We start from the raw sequence: 19,124 nt of genomic DNA, 5'->3' as shown, positions 1-19,124 counted from the left end.
TCGTCGCAGGGGCCTGTTTTTGCGGGATTAACGCCCATCTGCTATAAGCCGGCCCTCAATCTGGATTTTCCCGTGACCGTCACCCTCGACCTCGCCCGACCGGCGCGCGCCGATGCGCCCTCGCTTCCGCAAAACCTGTCCGGCCTCACCCGGGCGGAGCTGACGGCCGCCCTGGTCGACAGCGGCGTGGTCGAGCCGGCCAAGGCGCGCATGCGGACCACCCAGCTGTGGCGCTGGATGCACCATCGCGGGGTCACCGACTTCGCCCAGATGAGCGACGTGGCAAAAGACCTGCGCGCCGCCCTGGCCGAGCGTTTCGTGATCTCCCGTCCCGAGGTGGTGGAGCGTCAGGTGTCCAAGGACGGCACCCGCAAGTGGCTGATCCGCATGGCTCCGGGGATCGAGGTCGAGACCGTCTACATCCCCGACGTGGGTCGGGCCGGCGCGCTGTGCGTCTCCAGCCAGGTGGGCTGCACCCTCAACTGCACCTTCTGCCACACGGGCACCCAGCCCCTGGTGCGCAACCTCACCGCGGCCGAGATCGTCGCCCAGGTGCAGGTGGCCAAGGACGACCTGGAGGAATGGCCGAGCGACCGCGAGGAGCGCCGCTTGTCCAACATCGTCTTCATGGGCATGGGCGAGCCGCTCTACAATCTGGACGCCGTGGCCGCCGCCATCGACATCATCAGCGACGACGAGGGCATCGCCATCTCGCGCCGCCGGATCACCGTGTCGACCTCCGGCGTGATTCCGCAGCTGACCGCCTTGGGCGACCAGACCGGCGCGATGCTGGCCATCAGCCTGCACGCCACCAACGACGAGCTGCGCGACAAGCTGGTGCCGCTGAACAAGAAGTACCCGATCAAGGAGCTGATGGACGGCATCCGCGCCTATCCGGGCATCTCCAACGCCCGCCGCGTGACCTTCGAGTACGTGATGCTCAAGGGCGTCAACGACAGTCCGGCCGAGGCCAAGGCCCTGGTCCAGCTGCTCAAGGGCGTGCCGGCCAAGATCAACCTGATCCCGTTCAATCCGTGGCCCAACAGCCCGTACGAATGCTCGGACTGGGGAACGATCGAGAAGTTCGCCGCCGTCATCAACCGCGCCGGCTACGCCTCGCCGATCCGCACGCCGCGCGGACGGGACATCCTGGCCGCCTGCGGCCAGCTGAAGTCCGAAAGCGAGAAGATTCGCGCCAGCGCCCGCCGCAAGGCGGTTGAAGAGACCGTCGTCGCGGCTGAATAATTTGCGTCATCGCTTCGAAGCGCCGCCATGTTAACGGTGCGGTCAGCGTCGTTCGGGGATTGTCGCGTTCATGCCGCCAGAACTTCAGTCGCCTGAGATCCAGGCCTTCGCCACGGGCTTTCCGACCACCCTGCTGCACGCGGGGACGACGATCGTCATCCTGCTGCTCGGCACGGTGCTCTACGCCCTGCTGACCCCGCACCGGGAAGTGAAGCTGATCCGCGAGGGCAACGCCGCCGCCGCCCTGTCGCTGGGCGGGGTGATGGTCGGCCTGGCGATCCCCCTGGCCGTGTCCTTGCGCGCCTCCACCTCGCTGATTGATATCGCGATCTGGGGAGCGGCGACGACCATGGTCCAGCTCTTCGTCTTCCGCGTCACCGACATGATCCTCAAGGGCCTGCCCCAGCGGATCCAGGAGGGCGAGGTGGCCGCCGCCGCCCTGCTGGTCGGGGCCAAGATCGCCACCGCCCTGATCCTCGCCGCCGCCGTGGCGGGCTGAGCGGCCCGCGCCGCCCATGCACTTCCCTCGTCTTCCCGACTGGCTGGTCTATGCCGCGGTGGTCTGCGCGCTGCTGATCGCCGCCGTCGGCCGACAGGAGCGCGCCGACGCGCCTCCGCCCCCGCCACCCGTGGCGGGCGAGGAAGGCGTCCCGCTGGGCCCGGCCTCCCCCTTCGACCCGGAAATCGTGGTCGACGCCCCCTTCGCCCCGCAGCAAGGATCGGGCACCGCCTTCTCGGTTGATGACAGCGGCGCCTGGCTGACCGCCCGTCACGTGGTCGACGGCTGCCGCCAGGCCGCCATTGTCGTCGCCGACGGTCGCGGCGTCGCCGCCCGGGTGCGCATCGACCCGAAGGCCGACGTGGCCGTCCTACAGACCGAAGGCGGCTCCGGCGCCCTGCCGCTGGGTCTGGACCGGCCTCTGCGCCGGGGCGACCGCGCGTTCCATCCCGGTTTCCCGCAGGGTCAGCCCGGCGAGGCGGCGTCGCGTCTGCTGGGGCGGGAGCGGCTGGTGGTCCGTGGTCGCGGAGCGCGGACCGAGCCGGTTCTGGTCTGGGCCGAGGTCGGGCGCACCGACACGCTCAAGGGCACGCTGGCGGGCCTGTCCGGCGCCCCCGCGCTCGACAACGCCGGCCGGGTCATCGGCGTGACCGTGGCCGAGGCGCCCCGTCGCGGCCGCATCTACACCACGGCGCCCGAGACGGTGGTGGAAAGCCTGAAGCTGGCCGGCGGCCGTCGTGGCGGCTTGGCCATGGGCGAGCCGATCACCGTCGACAACTATGGTCGCGTGGCTGACAGCTTGCGCCGCGATCTGCGCGTGGCCCAGGTGGTCTGCCTGGCGAACTAGATTCAGGCCAACTAGGCCCCGATAGCCTTGGGCTGCTTGGCCGCCACAGCCAGGCAAAGCCCGATGGCCACCACCCCGATCAGCGCCGAATAGATGAAGAACACGCTGTAGCCGACGCCCATGGCGGCGGGGCTGACGCCCAGCTTGGCGCCGGCGGCCACGTAGCTTTCCGGGGTCAGGCCGGCGAACATGCCCTTCAGCGCGCCCAGCGGCCCGCCGGCCTCGGCAGTCCTGGCCGCCCACTCCACCAGCCGTCCCGACTGTGAGGCGATCAGCTTGCCGGGCAGGGCGTAGAGCGAGGTGAACATGGCGTACTGGGTGGCGGTGAAGCCGGTGGTGGTCAGGCTCGACATGTAGACGATCAGGGCCGTGCCCGCGACGCCGCCCGCCAGGTTGTCCAGGCAGATGGCGATGAACAGGGCCGGGATCGAATGGCCCTGCGCCGCCAGCCAGATGAAGATCAGGTTGCTGATCGGCCCGGCGAAGGCGCCGATGACCAGCACCCGCATGATGCTCAGCCGCGCCACCAGCAGGCCGCCCAGGGCCACGCCCAGCATGGAGGCGATGATGCCGAACACCTTCCGCACCTCGGCGATCTCGGTGAGGGTGAAGCCCAGGTCCCGGTAGAACGGGTTCATGATGTTGAGGACGAAGTCGGCCACCCGGTACAGGCAGATGGTCGCCAGGATCAGGCCGGCGACGCCCTTGTAGCGGCGCATGAACTCGCCCAGCGGCGCGCCCAGCGCGGTGGACAGATAGACCCCCGGCTTGGTGCGCACCTTGGGGACCGGCCACGCGGCGGCCACCACGATCAGCAGGCCGGCGGCCACCCCGCCCAGCTGCAGCCAGACGCCGGACTGCTTATCGGTCCAGGCGTCGGCCAGCGTCTCGCCGCCCGCCACTTGCGACAGCAGGCTGGCGTCGCCCGCCAGGCCGGAGCCCAGCAGCAGGGCGCCGACCAGCAGAACGGCCAGGCGCAGGATCCATTCCAGGGCCTGGAGCGCGCCGGACTGCTTCACATCGCCGGTGGGGATCGGCCGGATATCGTGCGCCGCCTCACGCGGGGCGGCCAGGGTGGCGATGACGCCGACCACCATCACCGCCGACATGATGGCGTAGGAGATGTTCCAGCCGAAGCTTTCCGCCAGCAACAGCGGCACGGCGCCGGCGGCCACCATGGCGCCCCGGAAGCCCCACTGGACCGCCGCCGCCAGGGGGCCCTGGCCTTCTTCGCCCGCCACTTCGATGCGCCAGGCGTCGATGACGATGTCATGGGTGGCGGTGAAGAAGCCCACTGCCACGGCGACGATCGCCATCAGGCCGAGATTGCGCGCGGGGTCGAGGCCCGAGACCAGCCACAGGCCCAGCATGATCAGAAGCTGGCAGACCAGCATCCAGGATCGGCGATGGCCCAGAAGCCGGGTCAGGCCGGGGATGGTCGCCCGGTCGATCAGCGGCGCCCACAGGAACTTGAACGAGAAGGACAGGGTGGCCAGGCTGAAGAAGCCGATCACCGCCAGCGACAGGCCGGAGTTGCGCAGCCAAACCGACAGGGTGTCGAAGATCAGCATGTACGGCAGGCCCGCCGCGAACCCGAGGCCCAGCATCACCAGGCTGCGCCGCTCGCGATAGATGGCCAGCGCCTGCAGCAGGCTGCGCTTGGGTTTGGTCTGGGTCGTCTCGCTCATCGCTTCCCCCGGCTGGAGGGCGATGGGCCCTCCGCGTCAGGAGGCGAACTTGGCGCGAGCCGGGTCCTGCGTCCAGCCGCCCGCGACGCATCGCGACAGGACCGAGCGCATGGCGTCGGCGCTGATCGGCTTGACCAGGAAATCGTCCATGCCGGCGCCCAGGCATTCGCGGCGGTCGTCCTCGAAGGCGTCGGCGGTCAGGGCGACCACCGGGGTCTTCACCCCGCGGGCGCGCAGGATGCGGGTCGCCTCGACCCCGCCCAGGTCGGGCATGCGGCGGTCCATGAGGATCAGGTCATAGGCGCCGGCGGCCAGGGCGGCGAGCGCCTCCTGTCCGCTGGCCACGCGGTCCACCCGGCAACCCTCGCGCTCCAGCAGGGCGCGGGCCAGCAGGGCGTTGATCGGATTGTCCTCGGCCAGCAGGACGCGCAGGCCCGGCGCGGCGGCGGCGGCGATACGCTCGTCCTCGGTCACACGGCTTTCGGTCTCCGGCTGAGCCGCGCCCTGGAAGGCGGCGCGGGCGGCCAGCACCCGGTCGGCCAGGGACGCACGGCGCAGGGGCTTGATCAGATAGCCAAGGAAGCCGTCGGCCCGCAGGCGGTCGAGGCGCCCCGTTCCTCGGCGCGCAGCAGCACCACACAGGCGCGCTCGGCCGGCGGACGGAAACCCTTCTTGCCCTCGGAAAGGGCGACGTCGACCAGGATCACAGCCTCTGTGGGGGCGGCGCGCAGGACGGATTCGATGTCACGACCGACCACCGCGCGACCGCCGCTGGCGGCGATCTGCTGGGCGGCGGCTTCGCGGACGATGGCGTTGGGCGAGGCGACGGCGACCGTCATGCCCTTCAGCGCGGCTTCGAACGGCGCGGCCTCGACGGCGGGCAGGGGCGCCTCGAACCAGAAGTCGGCGCCATTGCCTTCCTCGCCCTCGACCCCGACGGTCCCGTCCATGGCGTCGGCCAGACGGCGCACGATGGCCAGGCCCAGACCCGTGCCGCCCGGATGGCCGGCGGTCTCGGCCTGGACGAAGGGCTGGAAGATCTTTTCGCGGGCGGCGACGGGCACGCCCGGACCGGTGTCGGAGACGGTGAAGCGCACGCGGCCGTCGCCGGCCGGCTCGGCCGACAGCAGCACGCCGCCGCTGACGGTGAACTTCACGCCGTTGCCGACGAAGTTGAGCAGAACCTGACGCAGACGGCCCTCGTCGGCCATCACCTCGCCGACGCCGGGCGCGGCGGCCCAGCCGATCTCGATGCCCTTTTCGTCGGCGCGCGGGCTCATCAGCTCGCAGACCTGGCGCAGCAGGGTCTCCACTTGCACGGGGGCCGGATGCAGCTCCACGCGGCCCTCGCCCAGGCGCGCGAAGTCAAGCAGGTCGTTGACCAGGGACAGCAGGTGGTCGCCGCTGTCGCGCAGGGCGGCGACATAGGAGCGCTGCTCCGCCGTCAGGCGCGTGCCTTCCAGCAGGCGGGCGACGCCCAGGACCCCGTTCAGCGGCGTGCGGAATTCGTGACTCAGGGTAGCCAGCTGTTCAGGCGTGACGCTCTTCGGCGGGGTCCGGTTCATCCGCACACCATAAGAGCCAGCCCCTTAACGGGCCGTATGAGCCAAGCTTGTTTCAGAATGTCGCAGGCTCGAGTTCTTCGAACGCCGCGGTCGCAGACGTGCAGGCATGCATCAGCACGCGAAAGTTATCCACAGGGCTTGGTGTGTCGGGTCGGATCGGGAACGGATCAAGAACTAAGAAAGAAAATGAAGACGATCAGTCATCTAGCCTTCACACTTAAACTTGGCCCAGTTTAGCTCAGCTGGACGTCGCCAGCCCGGTGGCCTTGGCCGGAAGCCCGACGAGGGCCATGAGCACGGGATTACCCGCGTCCTGAAAGACGAAGGCGTCCCCGCCCATTCGACCACGGCGCGCGGCGTCAGGGGCGAGCCTTGATCGACGAGGTTGAGCAAGTCGCCCCAGTTCAGGGACGCGCCGTCCGGCCCGGCTTTCATGACGAGGTCGCCGACCTTCAGGACGGCGACGCCCGGCGAGGCCTTCATGGAAATCAAATCACCCACGCTGAGGGAGGCGGTGGTCCCGCTCGCCTTCATGGTGACCGGCCACAGCTTCGAAAAACCAAACCTGCGTCGGTCGTCAAACCGCCAGCGCTTCGATCCGCTCGAACAGCGCCGCCGTGGCGTCGATCCCGGTGAAGCGCTTGAGCTGTTGCGCGCCGGTCGGGGAGGTGACGTTGATCTCGGTCATGTAGTCGCCGATCACGTCGATGCCGACGAACAGCAGGCCGCGGGCCTTCAGCTCCGGGCCGATGATGGCGCACAGCTCCAGATCGCGGGCGGTCAGCTCGAACGGATGGGCCGTGCCGCCGCGCGCGAGGTTGGAGCGCACCTGCCCCTCGGCCGGGACGCGGTTGATGCCGCCCACCGGCACGCCGTCGATCAGCAGGATTCGCTTGTCGCCCTTGCTGACGGCGGGGACGAACTTCTGGACCACCACCTGATCGCGGCTGGCCATGCCGTGCAGCTCCAGCAGGGCGTCGAGATTGGGATCGTCGGGCCGCAGGCGCACCACGCCCAGGCCGCCCAGGCCGTGCAGGGGCTTGAGCACCACGTCGCCGTGGCGTTCGCGGAAGTCGTAGATCGCCTCCCGGTCGCTGGTGATCAGGGTCGGCGGCTGTACGCCGGGGAAGCTGGTGACGAACAGCTTTTCCGGAGCGTTGCGCACCTCGACCGGATTGTTGACCACCAGGGTCTTGGGATGCACCCGCTCCAGCAGGTGGGTGGCGGTGATGTAGTGCATGTCGAAGGGCGGGTCCTGACGCATCAGGATCACATCGACGTCCTCGGCCAGGTCGAGGACCTCGACCGGCCCCAGCTTGGCGTGGTCGCCCTGGACCGGTTGGATCTCAAGCTTGTGAGCGCGGGCGAACACCCGTCCGTCCTCCAGGCTCAGCTTATCAGGGGTGTAGAACCACAGCGAATGGCCGCGCTCCCGCGCCGTCAACATCATTAGGAATGTGGTGTCGGACTCGATGTTGACCCCATCAACGGGGTCCATCTGTACGGCGACGCGCAGGGACATGACGGCTCCTCAATCGACCTTGGCCGATCAGATAGGCGCTGCCGCCGCAAAAGCCTAGTTCAGCCGCATCCGGACACGCTCGCGCTGGGCGCGGGCGGCGAGGGCGGCGCCCCCGTCCAAGAACTGGGCCTGGGCCAGGGCCTGCAGCGCCCCGGCCAGGGCGCCTTGCCCCTCGCGGGCCGCCGCCACGTCCAGCCAGGGCCGGTGGTCAGTTGGGTCGAGCAGGGCACGGCGCAGGGCGGAGCGCTCGGCCCGCGCCCAGTCGCCGGCCGCCTGGGCGCGAGCGAAGATGTTGTTCTGCAGGCGGATCAGCACGCTGCGGTCTGGAGCGGGGGCCATCAGCACGTCCAGCTTGGCCGCCACGTCAGGCGTCAGGCCGGTGCGCAGGGCGCGGCGGGTCAGCTCCGACGGCAGGACCACGCGCCCCTCGCTGAACGGGTCGAGCGCCAGCGGGCCTTCGTCCGTCTCGATGCGCAGCAGGAAGTGCCCCGGAAAATCGACGCCCTGAAGGTTAAGGCCGGTCTTGCGGGCGGCGTGCAGGTAGAAGATCCCCAACGCCACCGGCAGGCCCTTGCGGCGGTCGGCCACGGAGATGACGTCGGCGTTGTCGGGGTTGTCATAGGTGATCAGGTCGCCCGACAGGCGCAGGTCGCCGGACAGGGCCTCGGCGATGGCTTCCTCGGGGCTTTCGCGTTCCAGCCGGTCACGGACGCGGGCCACCGCCTCGTCGGCCAGGTTGCGGGCGATCTGAGGATCACGGGACGGATCGTCATGCACGGCGCAGGCGAGCGCCGCCTCGAACAGCGGAAAATCCGCGTCCCCGGCGCGCCCAGCGGCGTTCAGCAGCTCTTCCGCCTCTTCGCGGTCCACGGCGATCCCCTTCAGCCGATTCCTACGCCCCGGCCCAGGCGTCGGGAATATGACGTGGTGCGCGCCCGGGGGCGAGCGCGATCAGATCCAGACGAACCGCGGTGTCTCGCAGCGCGGATCGCAGTGCGGCTATGTGAGCGCCTGCGCGGCGCAGGCGTTCCCTCTGATCTGTCCGCACGGCCTTCAGCGCCTCGTCCAGGGTGCGGCGTGGCTTGACCTCGACCACGGCCAGGACCCGGCCGCACACGGCCAGCAGGTCAATCTCGGCCATGGGTGTCGGCAGGCGGAATCCCAGGATGCGATAACCCCTCAGCATAAGCCACGTCGCCGCCAGGGCCTCGCCCCGCCGGCCGGAAAGCCGAGCGGCCGCGCCGCGGGCGGAGCCGACCTGGCTCATCCTCAGGCGCCCTTGAGGTCCAGGGCGCGGCGGTAAAGCTCACGCCGGGGAAGGCCCAGGGCCTTGGCCACTTCTGAGGCCGCGTCGGCGGGGCCCATGCGGGTCAGAGCCTCGGCCAGGGCGGTGTCGGCGTCTTCGGCCGTGGCGGCCTGCTCCTCGCCGGGGCCGACCAGGACGACGATCTCGCCCTTGGGGCTGTCCAGCTTCGGGTCGGCGGCCAGTTCCGAAAGCGTGCCGCGAATGCAGGTCTCGTGCAGCTTGGTGATCTCGCGCGCCACGGCGGCTTGGCGGTCGCCGCCGAACACGGCGGCCATGTCGGCCAGGCTATCGGCCAGGCGCGGGCCGCTCTCATAGAAGATCAGGGTCGCCCGCACGGCGGCGAACTCGCTCAGGAAGGTGCGGCGCGCGGCGCTTTTGGGCGGGGCGAAGCCCACGAACATGAAGCGGTCGGTGGGCAGGCCGCCCAGGGTCAGGGCCGCCAGCGCCGCCGAGGCGCCGGGGATCGGATAGACCGTGTAGCCGGCCTCGACGACCTCCTTCACTAGCCGGTAGCCGGGATCGGAGACCAGGGGCGTGCCGGCGTCGGAGACCAGGGCCACCCGCCCGCCGCCTTCCAGCGCCGCCATCACCTTGGGCCGCGCACGCTCGGCCGCGTGCTCGTCATAGCGCTCCATGCGCTTGGACAGGTTGTAGGCCGACAGCAGCTTGCCGGTGACGCGGGTGTCCTCGGCCAGCACCAGATCGGCGGCGTTCAGCACGTCCAGCGCCCGCAGGGTGATGTCGCGCAGATTGCCGATCGGCGTGGCGACCACATAGAGGCCGGGCGCGAGCGGAGCGGTCGACAGGGGGGGCGGGGGCGGGTGCTGGGCCATCGGCCCTCGCATAACAGGTTCGGCCGGGACGGCCAAAGTCAGACGATCAGGGCGGCGGTGAGCGAGTCCAGAACCAGCCGCCCCTGGCGGGTGGCGCGCAGGCGCTCGCGGTCGTCCATCAGCAGGCCCTCGGCGGCCAGATGGGCGATGCGGGGGTGGTCGGGGGTCAGGCCCAGGGGCGCGACCTCGTCGAAGCCCACCCCCGCGTCGATGCGCAGGCCCATCAGCAGGCGCTCCTCCGCCGCCTCGACAGCGCTCAGGGGTTCGCGCTCGAAGCCGGTCCCATCGCCGCCCACCCGGGTGATGTAGTCGCCGATCCGGCGCTCGGCGGCGGTGGCGACGCGCGCGCCGTCGCGGGTCAGGCGGCCATGGGCTCCCGGCCCGACGCCGACATAGTCGTAGCCCCGCCAGTAGGCGAGGTTGTGCCGCGACCGCGCCGCTTCGCCCCGGGCGTGGTTGGAGACCTCATAGGCGTCGAAACCGGCGGCTTCGAGAACGCCCTGGGTGGTCTCGAACAGGGCGGCCGCCAGGTCCTCGTCCGGCGGCGTGAAGCGGCCACGCCCCACGGCGCGGTCGAAGGCGGTGCCCGCCTCGATGGTCAGCTGATAGGGAGAGATGTGCTCCGGCCCGAAATCCAGCACTTCGCCCAGCTCCGCCGCCCAGCCTTGCGGCGTCTGGCCGGGGCGGGCGTAGATCATGTCCATGGACAGGCGGGGGAAGGTCGCCGCCGCCTTGCGCGCCGCCCGGCGGGCGGTGTCGGCGTCGTGGTTGCGGCCCAGAAAGGCCAGGGACGCGTCGTCCAGCGCTTGCACCCCCAGGGACAACCGCGTCACCCCCGCCGCCGCGAAAGCCTCGAACCGGTCCGCCTCGGCGTCGGTCGGATTGGCCTCCAGGCTGATCTCCAGGTCAGGCTCGGCGTCCCACAGGGCGCGGGCCGTGTCGATCACCCGCGCCGCCGCCGCCGGGTCCATCAGCGACGGGGTGCCGCCGCCCAGGAAGATGGAGGTCAGGCGGCGCGGCCCGGTCAGGTCGCGCCAGCCGTTCAGGTCGTCGATGATCGCCGCCGCCAGGGCCGCCTGCTCGTCCGTCCGTCCCCGATCGCGCACGACGTTGAAGTCGCAATAGGGGCAGACCTTCGCGCAGTACGGCCAATGGACATAGACGGCGAGCGGCAGCGTCAAAACAGGGCGGCTTTCAGCTTCTCGAAGGCGCGGGTGCGGTGGCTGATCGCCTCCTTCGCCGACTGCTCCATCTCGCCGAAGGTCTGGTCATGGCCCTCGGGGATGAAGATCGGATCATAGCCGAAGCCCTTGTCGCCGCGCGCCGGGAAGACCAGCGTCCCGTCGACGCGGCCCTCGACCACCACGGCCGGGCCGCCATCGGGCCAGCAGACGGCCAGGGCGCTGGTGAACCAGGCGCTGCGGTCCTGGGAGCCGGTCTCCTCGATCCGCTCCTCGACCTTCTTCATGGCCATGGCGAAGTCCTTCTCCGGCCCGGCCCAGCGGGCCGAAAAGATGCCCGGCGCGCCGTCCAGGGCGGTGACCGAGACGCCGGAATCGTCGGCGATGGCGATCATGTTCGACAGGTCCGCTGCGTGCCGAGCCTTGAGCAGGGCGTTGCCCACGAAGGTGCTCTCGGTCTCTTCCGGCTCGGGCAGGTTCAGGGACCCGGCGGTGACGATTTCGAAGCGACCTTCCAGGAGGGCTGCCAGCTCCTTTGCTTTTCCTGGGTTGTGCGTGGCGGCCACGATCTTAAGTCCGGGGGCGAGGGTCAAAGCCATGGCCGTCTCCTGAGGTTCAATCCATGCAGCTGCTCTACTCGCCCACCTCGCCCTTCGCCCGCAAGGTGCGTGTGGCCATGATCGAGCTGGAGCTGGAGGATCGCATCCAGCTGGCGGCGGTCGATCCGTGGACCGACGAGACCCTGCGGGGGCAAAATCCACTGTCGAAGGTGCCAACCCTAGTCACCGGCGACGGGGAGATCATCTTCGACAGCCGGGTGATCTGCGAGCACCTCGACGTCCTGGCCGGCGGCCGCCTGTTCCCGGCCAACGGGCCGGAGCGCTGGCGCGCCCTGACCGCCCAGGCCCTGGCCGACGGCATCGGCGACGCGGCTCTACGCGTGGTGGGCCAGGAAAAGCGCCCGGTCGCCGACCAACACGCCGACCAGATCGCCCGCCAGCGCGCGGCCATCCTGGCCGCCCTCGACAGCCTGGAGGACGACGAGTTCGACGGCCGCTTCCAGATCGGCGAGATCGCCGTCGCCGCCCAGCTTGGTTATCTGGACTTCCGCAAGGTGCTGGATTGGCGCGAGGGCCGCCCGCACCTGACCGAGTGGTACGCGACGATCAGCCAGCGTCCGTCGATGAAGGCCTCCGAGCCGAAGGAATGATGCTGCGCTGCATTACAACCGGTTCATTTCATTGCAAAGGTTTAATATCGTTTTTCGATATGTTCCTTGATTGGTATTCGGCGAAATCCTAAGTAGTGCCACAGGAAACGAGGCCATCGCGGCCTCACCGAAGCGGGGTCGCCCCGCTTCATGTTGCGCTGCACAAAGGATGACCGAAATGACCGCCTCCCGCTTCATGAACACCCTCGACCGTCTGTCGATGACCGCTCTGACCGTCGCCCTGCTGTCGGGCCTGCCCCTGTCGGCCGCCATGTTCCTGGTCCGCTCGATCTAGGACGTCCGTCGTCGGCGGCTTCCAAGCCCGCCCGACGCAAGGCATTCTCGCCGTCCGCCCTGGCCTTGAGGCTGACGGGCGGCGGGTTTCGGGGACGACCCCGGACGATCGACCTAGGGGAATTTGAGGCATGCGCGCCTTGGGGCCGGGCTCGGTATCGAGCTTTCTGAAGATCATCCTCGACGTCGTCTATTTCGCGCTCTGGGCCGGCGTGGCCCTGCTGGCGCTCTGCGCCCTCGGGGCGCTGCTGCTCAGCTTCAATCCCGAACTGCTCAAGGGCATCCACATCAGCGGCGACGATGGCCGCGAGGTGACCGCCAAGGGCCCGCTGCTGGCCGGGGTCCTGGCCGCCGCCGCCCTCTATCTGGGCGGGGTGCTGATCATCGTCGGCCGTCTGCGCCGCATCTTCGTGACCCTGACAGCGGGCGACCCCTTCCATCCCGACAATGTGCGCCGCCTGCGGGTCGTGGGCCTGGTGCTGGGCGGGCTGGAGCTGGGGCGTTACGCGTTCTGGGGCCTCGCTGCGTGGCTGGCGCCGGGCTCCAACCGCATCGACGGCGGGGTCAACCTGACCGCCTGGTTCTCAGTGCTGGTGGTGCTGGTGCTGGCCGAAATCTTCCGCGAGGGCGCCCGCCTTCGCCGCGAAGCTGAACTGACCATTTAGAGTTTTCAGGCAGAGCGTCGCCCCATGGCCATCCGTGTTCAGCTCGACCGCGTCCTCGCCGAACGGCGCATGTCCCTCACCGAACTCGCCGACCGGGTCGGCGTGACCATCGCCAACCTGTCGATCCTCAAGACCGGCAAGGCGCGGGCCATCCGATTCTCGACCCTCGACGCCTTGTGCCGCGAGCTGGGCTGCCAGCCTGGAGACCTGTTGGTCTTCGAGCCGGGGCCGGCCGACGACGATTTCGAGGAAGAGCTGCAGGGCGGCCTCAGCTAGACCAGCAGCATGATCGCGTTGCCGAAGTTGTGCAGCACGATCGGCAGCAGAATGCTCCGCGTCCGCAACACCAGCCACGCCGCGATCAGCGACGGCATGGCGGTCAACGCCATGGTCAGCGGATCGAACGAGAACGCCCCGCGCGAGAAGCCGAAGGCGTGCGCCAGACCGAACAGGGCGCAGGACAGGATCGCGCCCCAGCTCCAGTCCACGCCAAGCAGGTTCAAGCGTCCGGTAAACGCCCGGCCGAGCGCCACCAGCAGCACCCCACGATAAAAGGCCTCCTCCATCAGCCCCGGCATGGTGAGCTGGAAGGCGAGATCCTCGGCCAGGGTCGGCCCGTTGGGGAATGCCAAGGCGAGAGCCAGGAAGAAGCCCATATAGAGCGCCGAGACCAGCAGGGCGGGTTTGAGGCTGCCCGGCGCCTGGACCGGCGTCAGGTAGGAGGCCCGCCACCCGAACGCCGGGGTCGAGGCGACGGCCAGCACGGTCGCCAGGGCCAGGATCATTCCCTGCCAGTTGCGCTCTCCCGGGATCAGGTTGGGCAGCAGGCCGTAGCCGCGGGTCAGCAGGAAGTCGGCGAGCAGGACCAGGCCCGCCGCCGTAAAGAGCCACAGTGGGCGAAACTGGCTCGGGCGCAGCAACCCGATCACGCCGCCCGCCGCGAGCAGCAGCCCCAGCACGCCGGCGATTGCGATAAGACTGTTCACGCGCGTATCTCCGCAATTGATTTGCGCGGAGACCTAGCTTCGCCGTGAGGGCCGCGCTTCTCAGAAGGCGGCGGATCGTTCCTCAGAACCCGGCGTGGGCGCGAAAAGCGCTGGGCGTGGTGTGGGCGACATCGCGGAACACGCGATTGAAGGACGCCAGCGAGGAAAAGCCGCTGTCCAGCGCGATGGCGATCAGCTTGTCGCCCCGCCGTCCCGGGTCGGCCAGCAGGCGGCGGGCCTCGTCCACGCGCTTTGCGTTCAGGAAGCTGCGGAAATGGTCGTGGCCGAGCTGGTGGTTGATCAGGCGGCGCACGGTCCGCTCCGGCGCGCCCATCTGGCGGACGAAGCCGTCAAAGGTCAGCTCGGGGTCGAGATGGACCCGCTCCACATCGATCAGGAAGCCCAGGCGATCCTTCAGCCGCGTGTCCTCGGCGGTGTCGACGGGCGCTGCGGCCTTCTTCTGGATGGGCGGCGCCGGTTCATCTGTCTCGAACCCGACCCAGGCTAGCCAGCAGACGAACAGCAGGAAGCCGGCGTTCTGGAGGATGGAAAAGGCGTGCGGCTGCCAGTCCATGCCCAGGACCACATCCACCGCCAGGTCGGCCAGAAGCTGCCCGCCCAGCAGGACCACCACCATCATCCGCGCGCCGCGCCGACGATCGAGCAGGTCGCCCTCCCGGTCGCGGATCACCCGCCAGGCCAGGTGGGCGACCATGCCGAAACCAAGCGTGATCAGGATCCAGGATAGGCCCAGATCCTCCAGGGCCGGGCCGAACAGGCCGCGATCCGCGCTAGCGATAATGATCCAGGCCAGGCCCGTGGCCAGCACCGCGCCCCTGGGCCGAAAGCCGCGATCAAAGACCGCCAGGCAGAACCACCACAGGAAGACCGCCGCCCAGCCGGCCAGAAACTTGCCCACATAGCCGGCCATCCCGCCCAGGCGCAGGGCGGTCTCAGGCGTGTTGCCGGCCAGAAAGCCGGCCAAGCCGAGCGCCAGGGGCAGGAAGGCCATGGCCAGCCGGCGATGGCCGTCGCGGTGCAGAAGAAACACCCCGGCCAGGGCCAGGGTCGCGCCGGCTGCGCGCACGATCACGTCCAGGTCTTGCAAGGACATGATCTGCATCGCGGCCGACCCCTTGGCGCTACAGCCCGGCGGCGGCGCGCTGCATCACGAACAGCTCGCCGATGCCCTTTTCCGCCAGACCATACAGGGCCTCGAACTCGGCTCGGCTGAAGCCGCGCTTCTCGCCCGTGGCCTGGATCTCGACGATGTCGCCGCCGCCGGTCAGGACGAAGTTGGAGTTGGCCTCGGCGTTGGAATCCTCCTCGTAGTCGAGGTCGAGGACGGGCACGCCGTTGAACACGCCGCAGGACACCGCCGCCACCTGGTCCAGGATCGGATCGGCCTTCAGCACGCCTTCCTCCAGCAGGTAGCCGGTGGCCAGGCGCAGGGCGACCCAGGCGCCGGTGATCGCCGCCGTGCGGGTGCCGCCGTCGGCCTGGATGACGTCGCAGTCCAGGGTGATCTGGCGCTCGCCCAGGGCCTTCAGATCCACCACGGCGCGCAGGGAGCGGCCGATCAGGCGCTGGATTTCCTGGGTGCGGCCGCTCTGCTTGCCGGCGGCGGCTTCGCGGCGACCCCGGCTGTGGGTGGCGCGGGGAAGCATGCCGTACTCGGCCGTGACCCAGCCCTGGCCCTTGCCGCGCAGCCAGCCCGGCAGGCTCTCTTCCACGGTCGCGGTGACCAGAACCTTGGTGTGGCCGAAGCCGATCAGGCACGAACCTTCGGCGTAGCGGTTGACCTTGGTCTCCAGGGTCACGGGGCGAAGGGCGTCGGCGGTGCGTTCGGACGGGCGCATGGGGGCAAGCTTTCCTGTGAAGGCGCCGCTTATCCTAGATATGGCGCGGATCGTCCACGCCGCTTACATCTGGCCCCATGACGTCGTTCCTGCCCGGCGCGCCCCCGACCCTGTCCCTGACCGATCTGGACAGCCGGGCGCGCGACATCTTCCGCCGCGTGGTGGAGACCTATCTGGAGACCGGCGAGCCCGTGGGCTCGCGCACGGTGTCCAAGGGCGGGGTGCATCTGTCCCCGGCCTCGATCCGCAACACCATGCAGGATCTGACGCAGCTGGGCCTGCTGGGCGCGCCGCACACCAGCGCCGGCCGCCTGCCGACCCATGCCGGCCTGCGTCTGTTCGTGGACGGCCTGCTGGAGGTCGGCGACCTGGCCGAGGAGGAGCGCCGCGCCATTGACGCGCGCCTGTTCGCCAAGGGCAATTCGTTCGAAGAGGTGATGAACGAGGCCAGCGCCATGTTGTCCGGCCTGGCCGGCGGGGCGGGGGTGGTCTCGGCGCCGGTGCGCGACGCCGGCGTCAAGCACGTGGAATTCATCGCCCTGGGCGCCGATCAGGCCCTGGCGGTCATGGTCTTCGAGGACGGCACGGTCGAGAACCGGCTGATGAAGCGGCCGGCGGGCCTGACGCCCTCGGCCCTGACCGAGGCGTCGAACTTCCTCGCCGCGCGCCTGGCCGGCCGCACCCTGGCCGAGACCAAGCTGGAGATGCGCGGCGAGCTGGACCGCGCCCGGCGCGAGCTGGACCAGACCGCCGCCCGCCTGGTGGAGGACGGCCTGGCCGCCTGGGGCGGCGGCGACGGAACCGAACGGGCCTTGATCGTGCGCGGCCGCGCCAACCTGCTCTCCGAGCCCGGCGCCATGGAGGACCTGGAGCGGGTACGCATGCTGTTCGACGATCTGGAGCAGAAGGAGCAGCTGGTCGGGCTGCTCGATAATGTGCGCGAAGCCCAGGGCGTGCGTATATTCATCGGGGCCGAAACGCGGCTTTTCTCGCTTTCGGGTTCCGCTGTGATCGCCGCGCCCTATATGACGGGCCGGCAAAAGGTGTTGGGCGCGATCGGCGTGATCGGCCCGGCCCGCTTGAATTACGCCCGGGTCATCCCATTGGTGGACTATACCGCCAGGGTCCTTGGCAAGCTTTTGGACGGATGAGAGAGACATGACCGACGAACAAACGCCGGCGAACGAAGAAGCTTTCGACGGCGCGGAGATCGCCGCCGCCGAGACCGAAGCGCTGAAGGCCGAGGTGGCCGCGCTGAAGGAACAGGTTCTTCGCTACGCTGCCGAGGCCGACAACACCCGCCGCCGCGCCGAGCGCGAGGCCAATGAGGCGCGCGCCTACGCGATCCAGAAGTTCTCCCGCGACCTGCTTGGCGTGGCCGACAACCTGTCGCGCGCCCTGGCCGCCGCGCCCAAGGAGACCGAGGACGGTCCGGTGAAGACTTTCACGGTCGGCATCGAGATGACTGAAAAGGCCCTGATGGACGCTTTCGAGCGCAATGGCCTCAAGCGCGTCGATCCGGTGAAGGGCTCCAAGTTCGACCCGCACCTGCATCAGGCGATGATGGAGCAGCCCTCGACGGAAGTCGCCGCGGGCGGCGTCATTCAGGTCCTGCAGGCGGGCTATGAGCTGCTGGGCCGCCTGGTGCGTCCGGCCATGGTGGTGGTCGCCGCCAAGGGCTCCACCGGCATCGGCGAGACGGCTCCGGCCGAGCCGACCGCCGCCGCCAATCCCTACGCCAGCGCCGAAGCGGCGGGCGAGGGCGGTTCGGTCGACACCCGGGCCTGATCCTTCTGCGCGCGCCGCTTGTCGGCGCGCGTCCAGGCCCGTTCGTGCAGATTGAACGTGATGGTCTGGACCATCGGTTCGATGATCCCCACCGCCAGCGCCACCTTCCAGCTGCGGGTCAGGACGTACGCCACGGCAACGGCCACCGTCAGGTGCATGGTCGCGTAGGTCAGGGTCTTCAGGGCGAGCCGCATGTGCGATGTCTTAGTTGAGAATGCTTCTCAATAACATAGTATCGCGGGGATAGGTTGCAAGAGGCGGCTAAAGGCGGCCCTTGCCTCTTCCTAAAGCGCCAAGTTCGGCTAATGTCCGTGGTCCTTTCCATAGGCCGCGCGGGGGCTCCTGCGGCCTCACGAGTCCGGACTAGACATGAAGCTTACGATCGAGCGGGCGGCGCTTCTGAAGGCGCTGGGGCATGTGCAGAGCGTTGTTGAGCGCCGCAACACCATCCCGATCCTGTCCAACGTGCTGCTGTCGGCCGACCGCGAGCAGGTCAGCTTCTCGGCCACCGACCTGGACATGGAGATCATCGACGAGGGCATGGCCCAGGTCGATATCCCCGGCCAGATCACGGCGCCGGCCCAGACCCTGTACGAGATCGTCCGCAAGCTGCCCGACGGCGCCGATGTCTCGCTCAGCTTCAACGGCGACGATCCGCGCCTGCAGATCCAGGCCGGCCGCTCCAAGTTCAACCTGCCGGTCCTGCCGGCCGGCGACTTCCCGGTCATGTCGTCCGACGGTCTGTCGGGCCGCATCAGCGTCGACACCGGCGACCTGATCCGCCTGATCGACAAGACCCGCTTCGCCATCTCCACCGAAGAGACGCGCTACTATCTCAACGGCCTGTACGTCCACACCGTGGTCGAGGGCGGCGAGACCAAGCTGCGCGCCGTGGCTACCGACGGCCACCGCCTGGCCCTGGCCGAAATGGCCGCGCCGGAAGGCGCCGCCGGCACGCCGGGCGTCATCGTCCCGCGCAAGACCATCAACGAGATCCGCCGCCTGCTGGATGACGCCGGCGAGAACGTCGAGCTGCAGCTCAGCCCCCAGAAGGTGCGCCTGGAGTTCGGCCGAGCCGCCGCCCTGACCTCCAAGGTCATCGACGGCTCGTTCCCCGACTATGTCCGCGTCATCCCCAAGGACAACGCCAAGGTTCTCCTGGTCGACAACGGCCTGTTCGCAAAGGCCGTCGACCGCGTGGCCACCATCTCGGCGGAAAAGAGCCGTTCGGTGAAGCTGGCCGTGGAACCGGGCAAGGTCATCTTGACCGTCCGCAACATGGAAGCCGGCCAGGCCGTGGAAGAGGTCGAGGTCGACTACGACGGCGAGCCCTTCGAGATCGGCTTCAACGCCCGCTATCTGCTGGACGTCTGCGGCCAGATCGGCGCCGACACCGCGGAGTTCCGCTTCGCCGACCCGGCCAGCCCGACCCTGGTGCTCGATCCGGCTGATCCGGGCGTGCGCTACGTGCTGATGCCGCTGCGGGTCTGAGTTCATAACGAGCTCGCCCCGGTCCGAGGGCGGGCGGGGGAGTTTGATCGTGAAGAAGTCTCTGTTCCTCGGCGCGGCCGTGCTGTGCCTGTTCGCCGCCGCCGACGTGTCGGCCCAGGCTCTCCAGCGCCGCGAGATCGGCAAC

At 69.3% G+C, this 19,124-nt stretch carries 22 protein-coding genes; 9 read left to right on the top strand and 13 right to left on the bottom strand.

Annotated features, from left to right (window positions below; all coding sequences use genetic code 11):
- The first annotated feature begins 72 nt into the window (after positions 1 to 72).
- The 3 genes from rlmN (at position 73) to ABOZ73_RS09675 (ending at position 2,591) form a co-directional block, all read left to right on the top strand.
- Entirely contained in the window at positions 73 to 1,245 is a 1,173-nt protein-coding gene (rlmN, locus tag ABOZ73_RS09685; RefSeq protein ID WP_369057954.1) for a 23S rRNA (adenine(2503)-C(2))-methyltransferase RlmN, read from the top strand.
- 70 nt (positions 1,246 to 1,315) lie between these two features.
- The gene (locus ABOZ73_RS09680) at positions 1,316 to 1,744 is read left to right on the top strand and encodes a DUF350 domain-containing protein (protein ID WP_369057953.1); all 429 of its coding nucleotides are present in this window, start codon (positions 1,316 to 1,318) and stop codon (positions 1,742 to 1,744) included.
- Between the two features lie 16 nt (positions 1,745 to 1,760).
- Positions 1,761 to 2,591, top strand: coding sequence for a serine protease (locus ABOZ73_RS09675; protein ID WP_369057952.1), 831 nt, complete (start codon positions 1,761 to 1,763; stop codon positions 2,589 to 2,591).
- A gap of 11 nt (positions 2,592 to 2,602) precedes the next feature.
- On the opposite strand, the gene ABOZ73_RS09670 is transcribed toward ABOZ73_RS09675, so the two are convergent.
- The 9 genes from ABOZ73_RS09670 to rdgB all read right to left on the bottom strand — a co-directional run bounded on the left by ABOZ73_RS09670 (position 2,603) and on the right by rdgB (position 11,285).
- Positions 2,603 to 4,279 carry an MFS transporter gene (locus ABOZ73_RS09670; protein ID WP_369057951.1) on the bottom strand — a complete coding sequence of 559 codons (1,677 nt, stop codon included), beginning with the start codon at positions 4,277 to 4,279 and terminating at the stop codon, positions 2,603 to 2,605.
- A 36-nt stretch (positions 4,280 to 4,315) separates the two neighbouring features.
- The gene (locus tag ABOZ73_RS09665; protein WP_369057950.1) at positions 4,316 to 4,810 is read right to left on the bottom strand and encodes a response regulator; all 495 of its coding nucleotides are present in this window, start codon (positions 4,808 to 4,810) and stop codon (positions 4,316 to 4,318) included.
- A gap of 35 nt (positions 4,811 to 4,845) precedes the next feature.
- On the bottom strand, positions 4,846 to 5,844 hold the full coding sequence (locus tag ABOZ73_RS09660; RefSeq protein ID WP_369057949.1) for an ATP-binding protein: 999 nt from the start codon (positions 5,842 to 5,844) through the stop codon (positions 4,846 to 4,848).
- A gap of 577 nt (positions 5,845 to 6,421) precedes the next feature.
- The gene (gene gshB, locus ABOZ73_RS09655; protein ID WP_369057948.1) at positions 6,422 to 7,366 is read right to left on the bottom strand and encodes a glutathione synthase; all 945 of its coding nucleotides are present in this window, start codon (positions 7,364 to 7,366) and stop codon (positions 6,422 to 6,424) included.
- A 54-nt stretch (positions 7,367 to 7,420) separates the two neighbouring features.
- Entirely contained in the window at positions 7,421 to 8,236 is an 816-nt protein-coding gene (locus ABOZ73_RS09650; protein ID WP_369057947.1) for a SirB1 family protein, read from the bottom strand.
- 22 nt (positions 8,237 to 8,258) lie between these two features.
- A complete protein-coding gene (locus ABOZ73_RS09645) occupies positions 8,259 to 8,633 on the bottom strand; it encodes a YraN family protein (protein WP_369057946.1) in 375 nt (124 codons plus the stop codon).
- A gap of 2 nt (positions 8,634 to 8,635) precedes the next feature.
- Positions 8,636 to 9,505, bottom strand: coding sequence for a 16S rRNA (cytidine(1402)-2'-O)-methyltransferase (gene rsmI, locus ABOZ73_RS09640; protein WP_369057945.1), 870 nt, complete (start codon positions 9,503 to 9,505; stop codon positions 8,636 to 8,638).
- A gap of 38 nt (positions 9,506 to 9,543) precedes the next feature.
- A complete protein-coding gene (gene hemW / locus ABOZ73_RS09635) occupies positions 9,544 to 10,686 on the bottom strand; it encodes a radical SAM family heme chaperone HemW (RefSeq protein ID WP_369057944.1) in 1,143 nt (380 codons plus the stop codon).
- Positions 10,683 to 11,285: an RdgB/HAM1 family non-canonical purine NTP pyrophosphatase gene (gene rdgB, locus ABOZ73_RS09630; protein ID WP_369057943.1), complete on the bottom strand. Its 603-nt coding sequence runs from the start codon at positions 11,283 to 11,285 to the stop codon at positions 10,683 to 10,685. The genes hemW and rdgB overlap by 4 nt, the downstream gene beginning before the upstream one ends.
- A 23-nt stretch (positions 11,286 to 11,308) precedes the next feature.
- On the opposite strand from rdgB, the gene ABOZ73_RS09625 reads away from it, so the two are divergent.
- The 3 genes from ABOZ73_RS09625 to ABOZ73_RS09615 all read left to right on the top strand — a co-directional run bounded on the left by ABOZ73_RS09625 (position 11,309) and on the right by ABOZ73_RS09615 (position 13,131).
- A complete protein-coding gene (locus ABOZ73_RS09625) occupies positions 11,309 to 11,896 on the top strand; it encodes a glutathione S-transferase N-terminal domain-containing protein (RefSeq protein ID WP_369057942.1) in 588 nt (195 codons plus the stop codon).
- A gap of 425 nt (positions 11,897 to 12,321) precedes the next feature.
- A complete protein-coding gene (locus ABOZ73_RS09620; protein WP_369057941.1) occupies positions 12,322 to 12,855 on the top strand; it encodes a DUF2975 domain-containing protein in 534 nt (177 codons plus the stop codon).
- Positions 12,856 to 12,879: 24 nt separating this feature from the next.
- Complete coding sequence (locus ABOZ73_RS09615) at positions 12,880 to 13,131, top strand: helix-turn-helix domain-containing protein (protein ID WP_369057940.1); 252 nt, start codon at positions 12,880 to 12,882, stop codon at positions 13,129 to 13,131.
- On the opposite strand, the gene ABOZ73_RS09610 is transcribed toward ABOZ73_RS09615, so the two are convergent.
- The 3 genes from ABOZ73_RS09610 to rph all read right to left on the bottom strand — a co-directional run bounded on the left by ABOZ73_RS09610 (position 13,128) and on the right by rph (position 15,700).
- Positions 13,128 to 13,841 (bottom strand): lysostaphin resistance A-like protein, encoded by a 714-nt coding sequence (locus ABOZ73_RS09610; protein ID WP_369057939.1) that lies wholly within the window; start codon positions 13,839 to 13,841, stop codon positions 13,128 to 13,130. The two genes, ABOZ73_RS09615 and ABOZ73_RS09610, sit on opposite strands and share 4 nt — an antisense overlap.
- A gap of 82 nt (positions 13,842 to 13,923) precedes the next feature.
- Positions 13,924 to 14,955, bottom strand: a complete 1,032-nt coding sequence (locus ABOZ73_RS09605; protein WP_369057938.1) for a helix-turn-helix domain-containing protein — start codon at positions 14,953 to 14,955, stop codon at positions 13,924 to 13,926.
- Positions 14,956 to 14,983: 28 nt separating this feature from the next.
- The gene (gene rph, locus ABOZ73_RS09600; RefSeq protein WP_369057937.1) at positions 14,984 to 15,700 is read right to left on the bottom strand and encodes a ribonuclease PH; all 717 of its coding nucleotides are present in this window, start codon (positions 15,698 to 15,700) and stop codon (positions 14,984 to 14,986) included.
- 77 nt (positions 15,701 to 15,777) lie between these two features.
- Here rph and hrcA point away from each other — a divergent pair, with 77 nt between their 5' ends.
- Both hrcA and grpE read left to right on the top strand, forming a co-directional pair.
- Positions 15,778 to 16,851 carry a heat-inducible transcriptional repressor HrcA gene (gene hrcA, locus ABOZ73_RS09595; protein ID WP_369057936.1) on the top strand — a complete coding sequence of 358 codons (1,074 nt, stop codon included), beginning with the start codon at positions 15,778 to 15,780 and terminating at the stop codon, positions 16,849 to 16,851.
- Positions 16,852 to 16,858: 7 nt separating this feature from the next.
- Complete coding sequence (gene grpE, locus ABOZ73_RS09590; protein ID WP_369057935.1) at positions 16,859 to 17,488, top strand: nucleotide exchange factor GrpE; 630 nt, start codon at positions 16,859 to 16,861, stop codon at positions 17,486 to 17,488.
- Here grpE and ABOZ73_RS09585 read toward each other — a convergent pair.
- Positions 17,434 to 17,682: a DUF2061 domain-containing protein gene (locus ABOZ73_RS09585; protein WP_369057934.1), complete on the bottom strand. Its 249-nt coding sequence runs from the start codon at positions 17,680 to 17,682 to the stop codon at positions 17,434 to 17,436. The two genes, grpE and ABOZ73_RS09585, sit on opposite strands and share 55 nt — an antisense overlap.
- A gap of 175 nt (positions 17,683 to 17,857) precedes the next feature.
- On the opposite strand from ABOZ73_RS09585, the gene dnaN reads away from it, so the two are divergent.
- The gene (gene dnaN / locus ABOZ73_RS09580; RefSeq protein ID WP_369057933.1) at positions 17,858 to 18,979 is read left to right on the top strand and encodes a DNA polymerase III subunit beta; all 1,122 of its coding nucleotides are present in this window, start codon (positions 17,858 to 17,860) and stop codon (positions 18,977 to 18,979) included.
- The last annotated feature ends 145 nt before the right edge of the window (positions 18,980 to 19,124 follow it).

Origin of the sequence: Caulobacter sp. 73W (assembly GCF_041021955.1) — a bacterium.
GTDB lineage: Bacteria > Pseudomonadota > Alphaproteobacteria > Caulobacterales > Caulobacteraceae > Caulobacter.
This window is presented reverse-complemented; position numbering and strand designations above follow the sequence as displayed.

What these genes read in the sequence shown, in the direction of transcription:
- ABOZ73_RS09680 (WP_369057953.1), top strand. Translation starts at nt 1,316, where the DNA reads ATGCCGCCAGAACTTCAGTCGCCTGAGATCCAGGCCTTCGCCACGGGC.
- ABOZ73_RS09675 (WP_369057952.1), top strand. Translation starts at nt 1,761, where the DNA reads ATGCACTTCCCTCGTCTTCCCGACTGGCTGGTCTATGCCGCGGTGGTC.
- ABOZ73_RS09670 (WP_369057951.1), bottom strand. Translation starts at nt 4,279, where the DNA reads ATGAGCGAGACGACCCAGACCAAACCCAAGCGCAGCCTGCTGCAGGCG.
- ABOZ73_RS09660 (WP_369057949.1), bottom strand. Translation starts at nt 5,844, where the DNA reads ATGAACCGGACCCCGCCGAAGAGCGTCACGCCTGAACAGCTGGCTACC.
- gshB (WP_369057948.1), bottom strand. Translation starts at nt 7,366, where the DNA reads ATGTCCCTGCGCGTCGCCGTACAGATGGACCCCGTTGATGGGGTCAAC.
- ABOZ73_RS09645 (WP_369057946.1), bottom strand. Translation starts at nt 8,633, where the DNA reads ATGAGCCAGGTCGGCTCCGCCCGCGGCGCGGCCGCTCGGCTTTCCGGC.
- rsmI (WP_369057945.1), bottom strand. Translation starts at nt 9,505, where the DNA reads ATGGCCCAGCACCCGCCCCCGCCCCCCCTGTCGACCGCTCCGCTCGCG.
- rdgB (WP_369057943.1), bottom strand. Translation starts at nt 11,285, where the DNA reads ATGGCTTTGACCCTCGCCCCCGGACTTAAGATCGTGGCCGCCACGCAC.
- ABOZ73_RS09625 (WP_369057942.1), top strand. Translation starts at nt 11,309, where the DNA reads ATGCAGCTGCTCTACTCGCCCACCTCGCCCTTCGCCCGCAAGGTGCGT.
- ABOZ73_RS09620 (WP_369057941.1), top strand. Translation starts at nt 12,322, where the DNA reads ATGCGCGCCTTGGGGCCGGGCTCGGTATCGAGCTTTCTGAAGATCATC.
- ABOZ73_RS09615 (WP_369057940.1), top strand. Translation starts at nt 12,880, where the DNA reads ATGGCCATCCGTGTTCAGCTCGACCGCGTCCTCGCCGAACGGCGCATG.
- ABOZ73_RS09605 (WP_369057938.1), bottom strand. Translation starts at nt 14,955, where the DNA reads ATGTCCTTGCAAGACCTGGACGTGATCGTGCGCGCAGCCGGCGCGACC.
- rph (WP_369057937.1), bottom strand. Translation starts at nt 15,700, where the DNA reads ATGCGCCCGTCCGAACGCACCGCCGACGCCCTTCGCCCCGTGACCCTG.
- hrcA (WP_369057936.1), top strand. Translation starts at nt 15,778, where the DNA reads ATGACGTCGTTCCTGCCCGGCGCGCCCCCGACCCTGTCCCTGACCGAT.
- grpE (WP_369057935.1), top strand. Translation starts at nt 16,859, where the DNA reads ATGACCGACGAACAAACGCCGGCGAACGAAGAAGCTTTCGACGGCGCG.
- ABOZ73_RS09585 (WP_369057934.1), bottom strand. Translation starts at nt 17,682, where the DNA reads ATGCGGCTCGCCCTGAAGACCCTGACCTACGCGACCATGCACCTGACG.
- dnaN (WP_369057933.1), top strand. Translation starts at nt 17,858, where the DNA reads ATGAAGCTTACGATCGAGCGGGCGGCGCTTCTGAAGGCGCTGGGGCAT.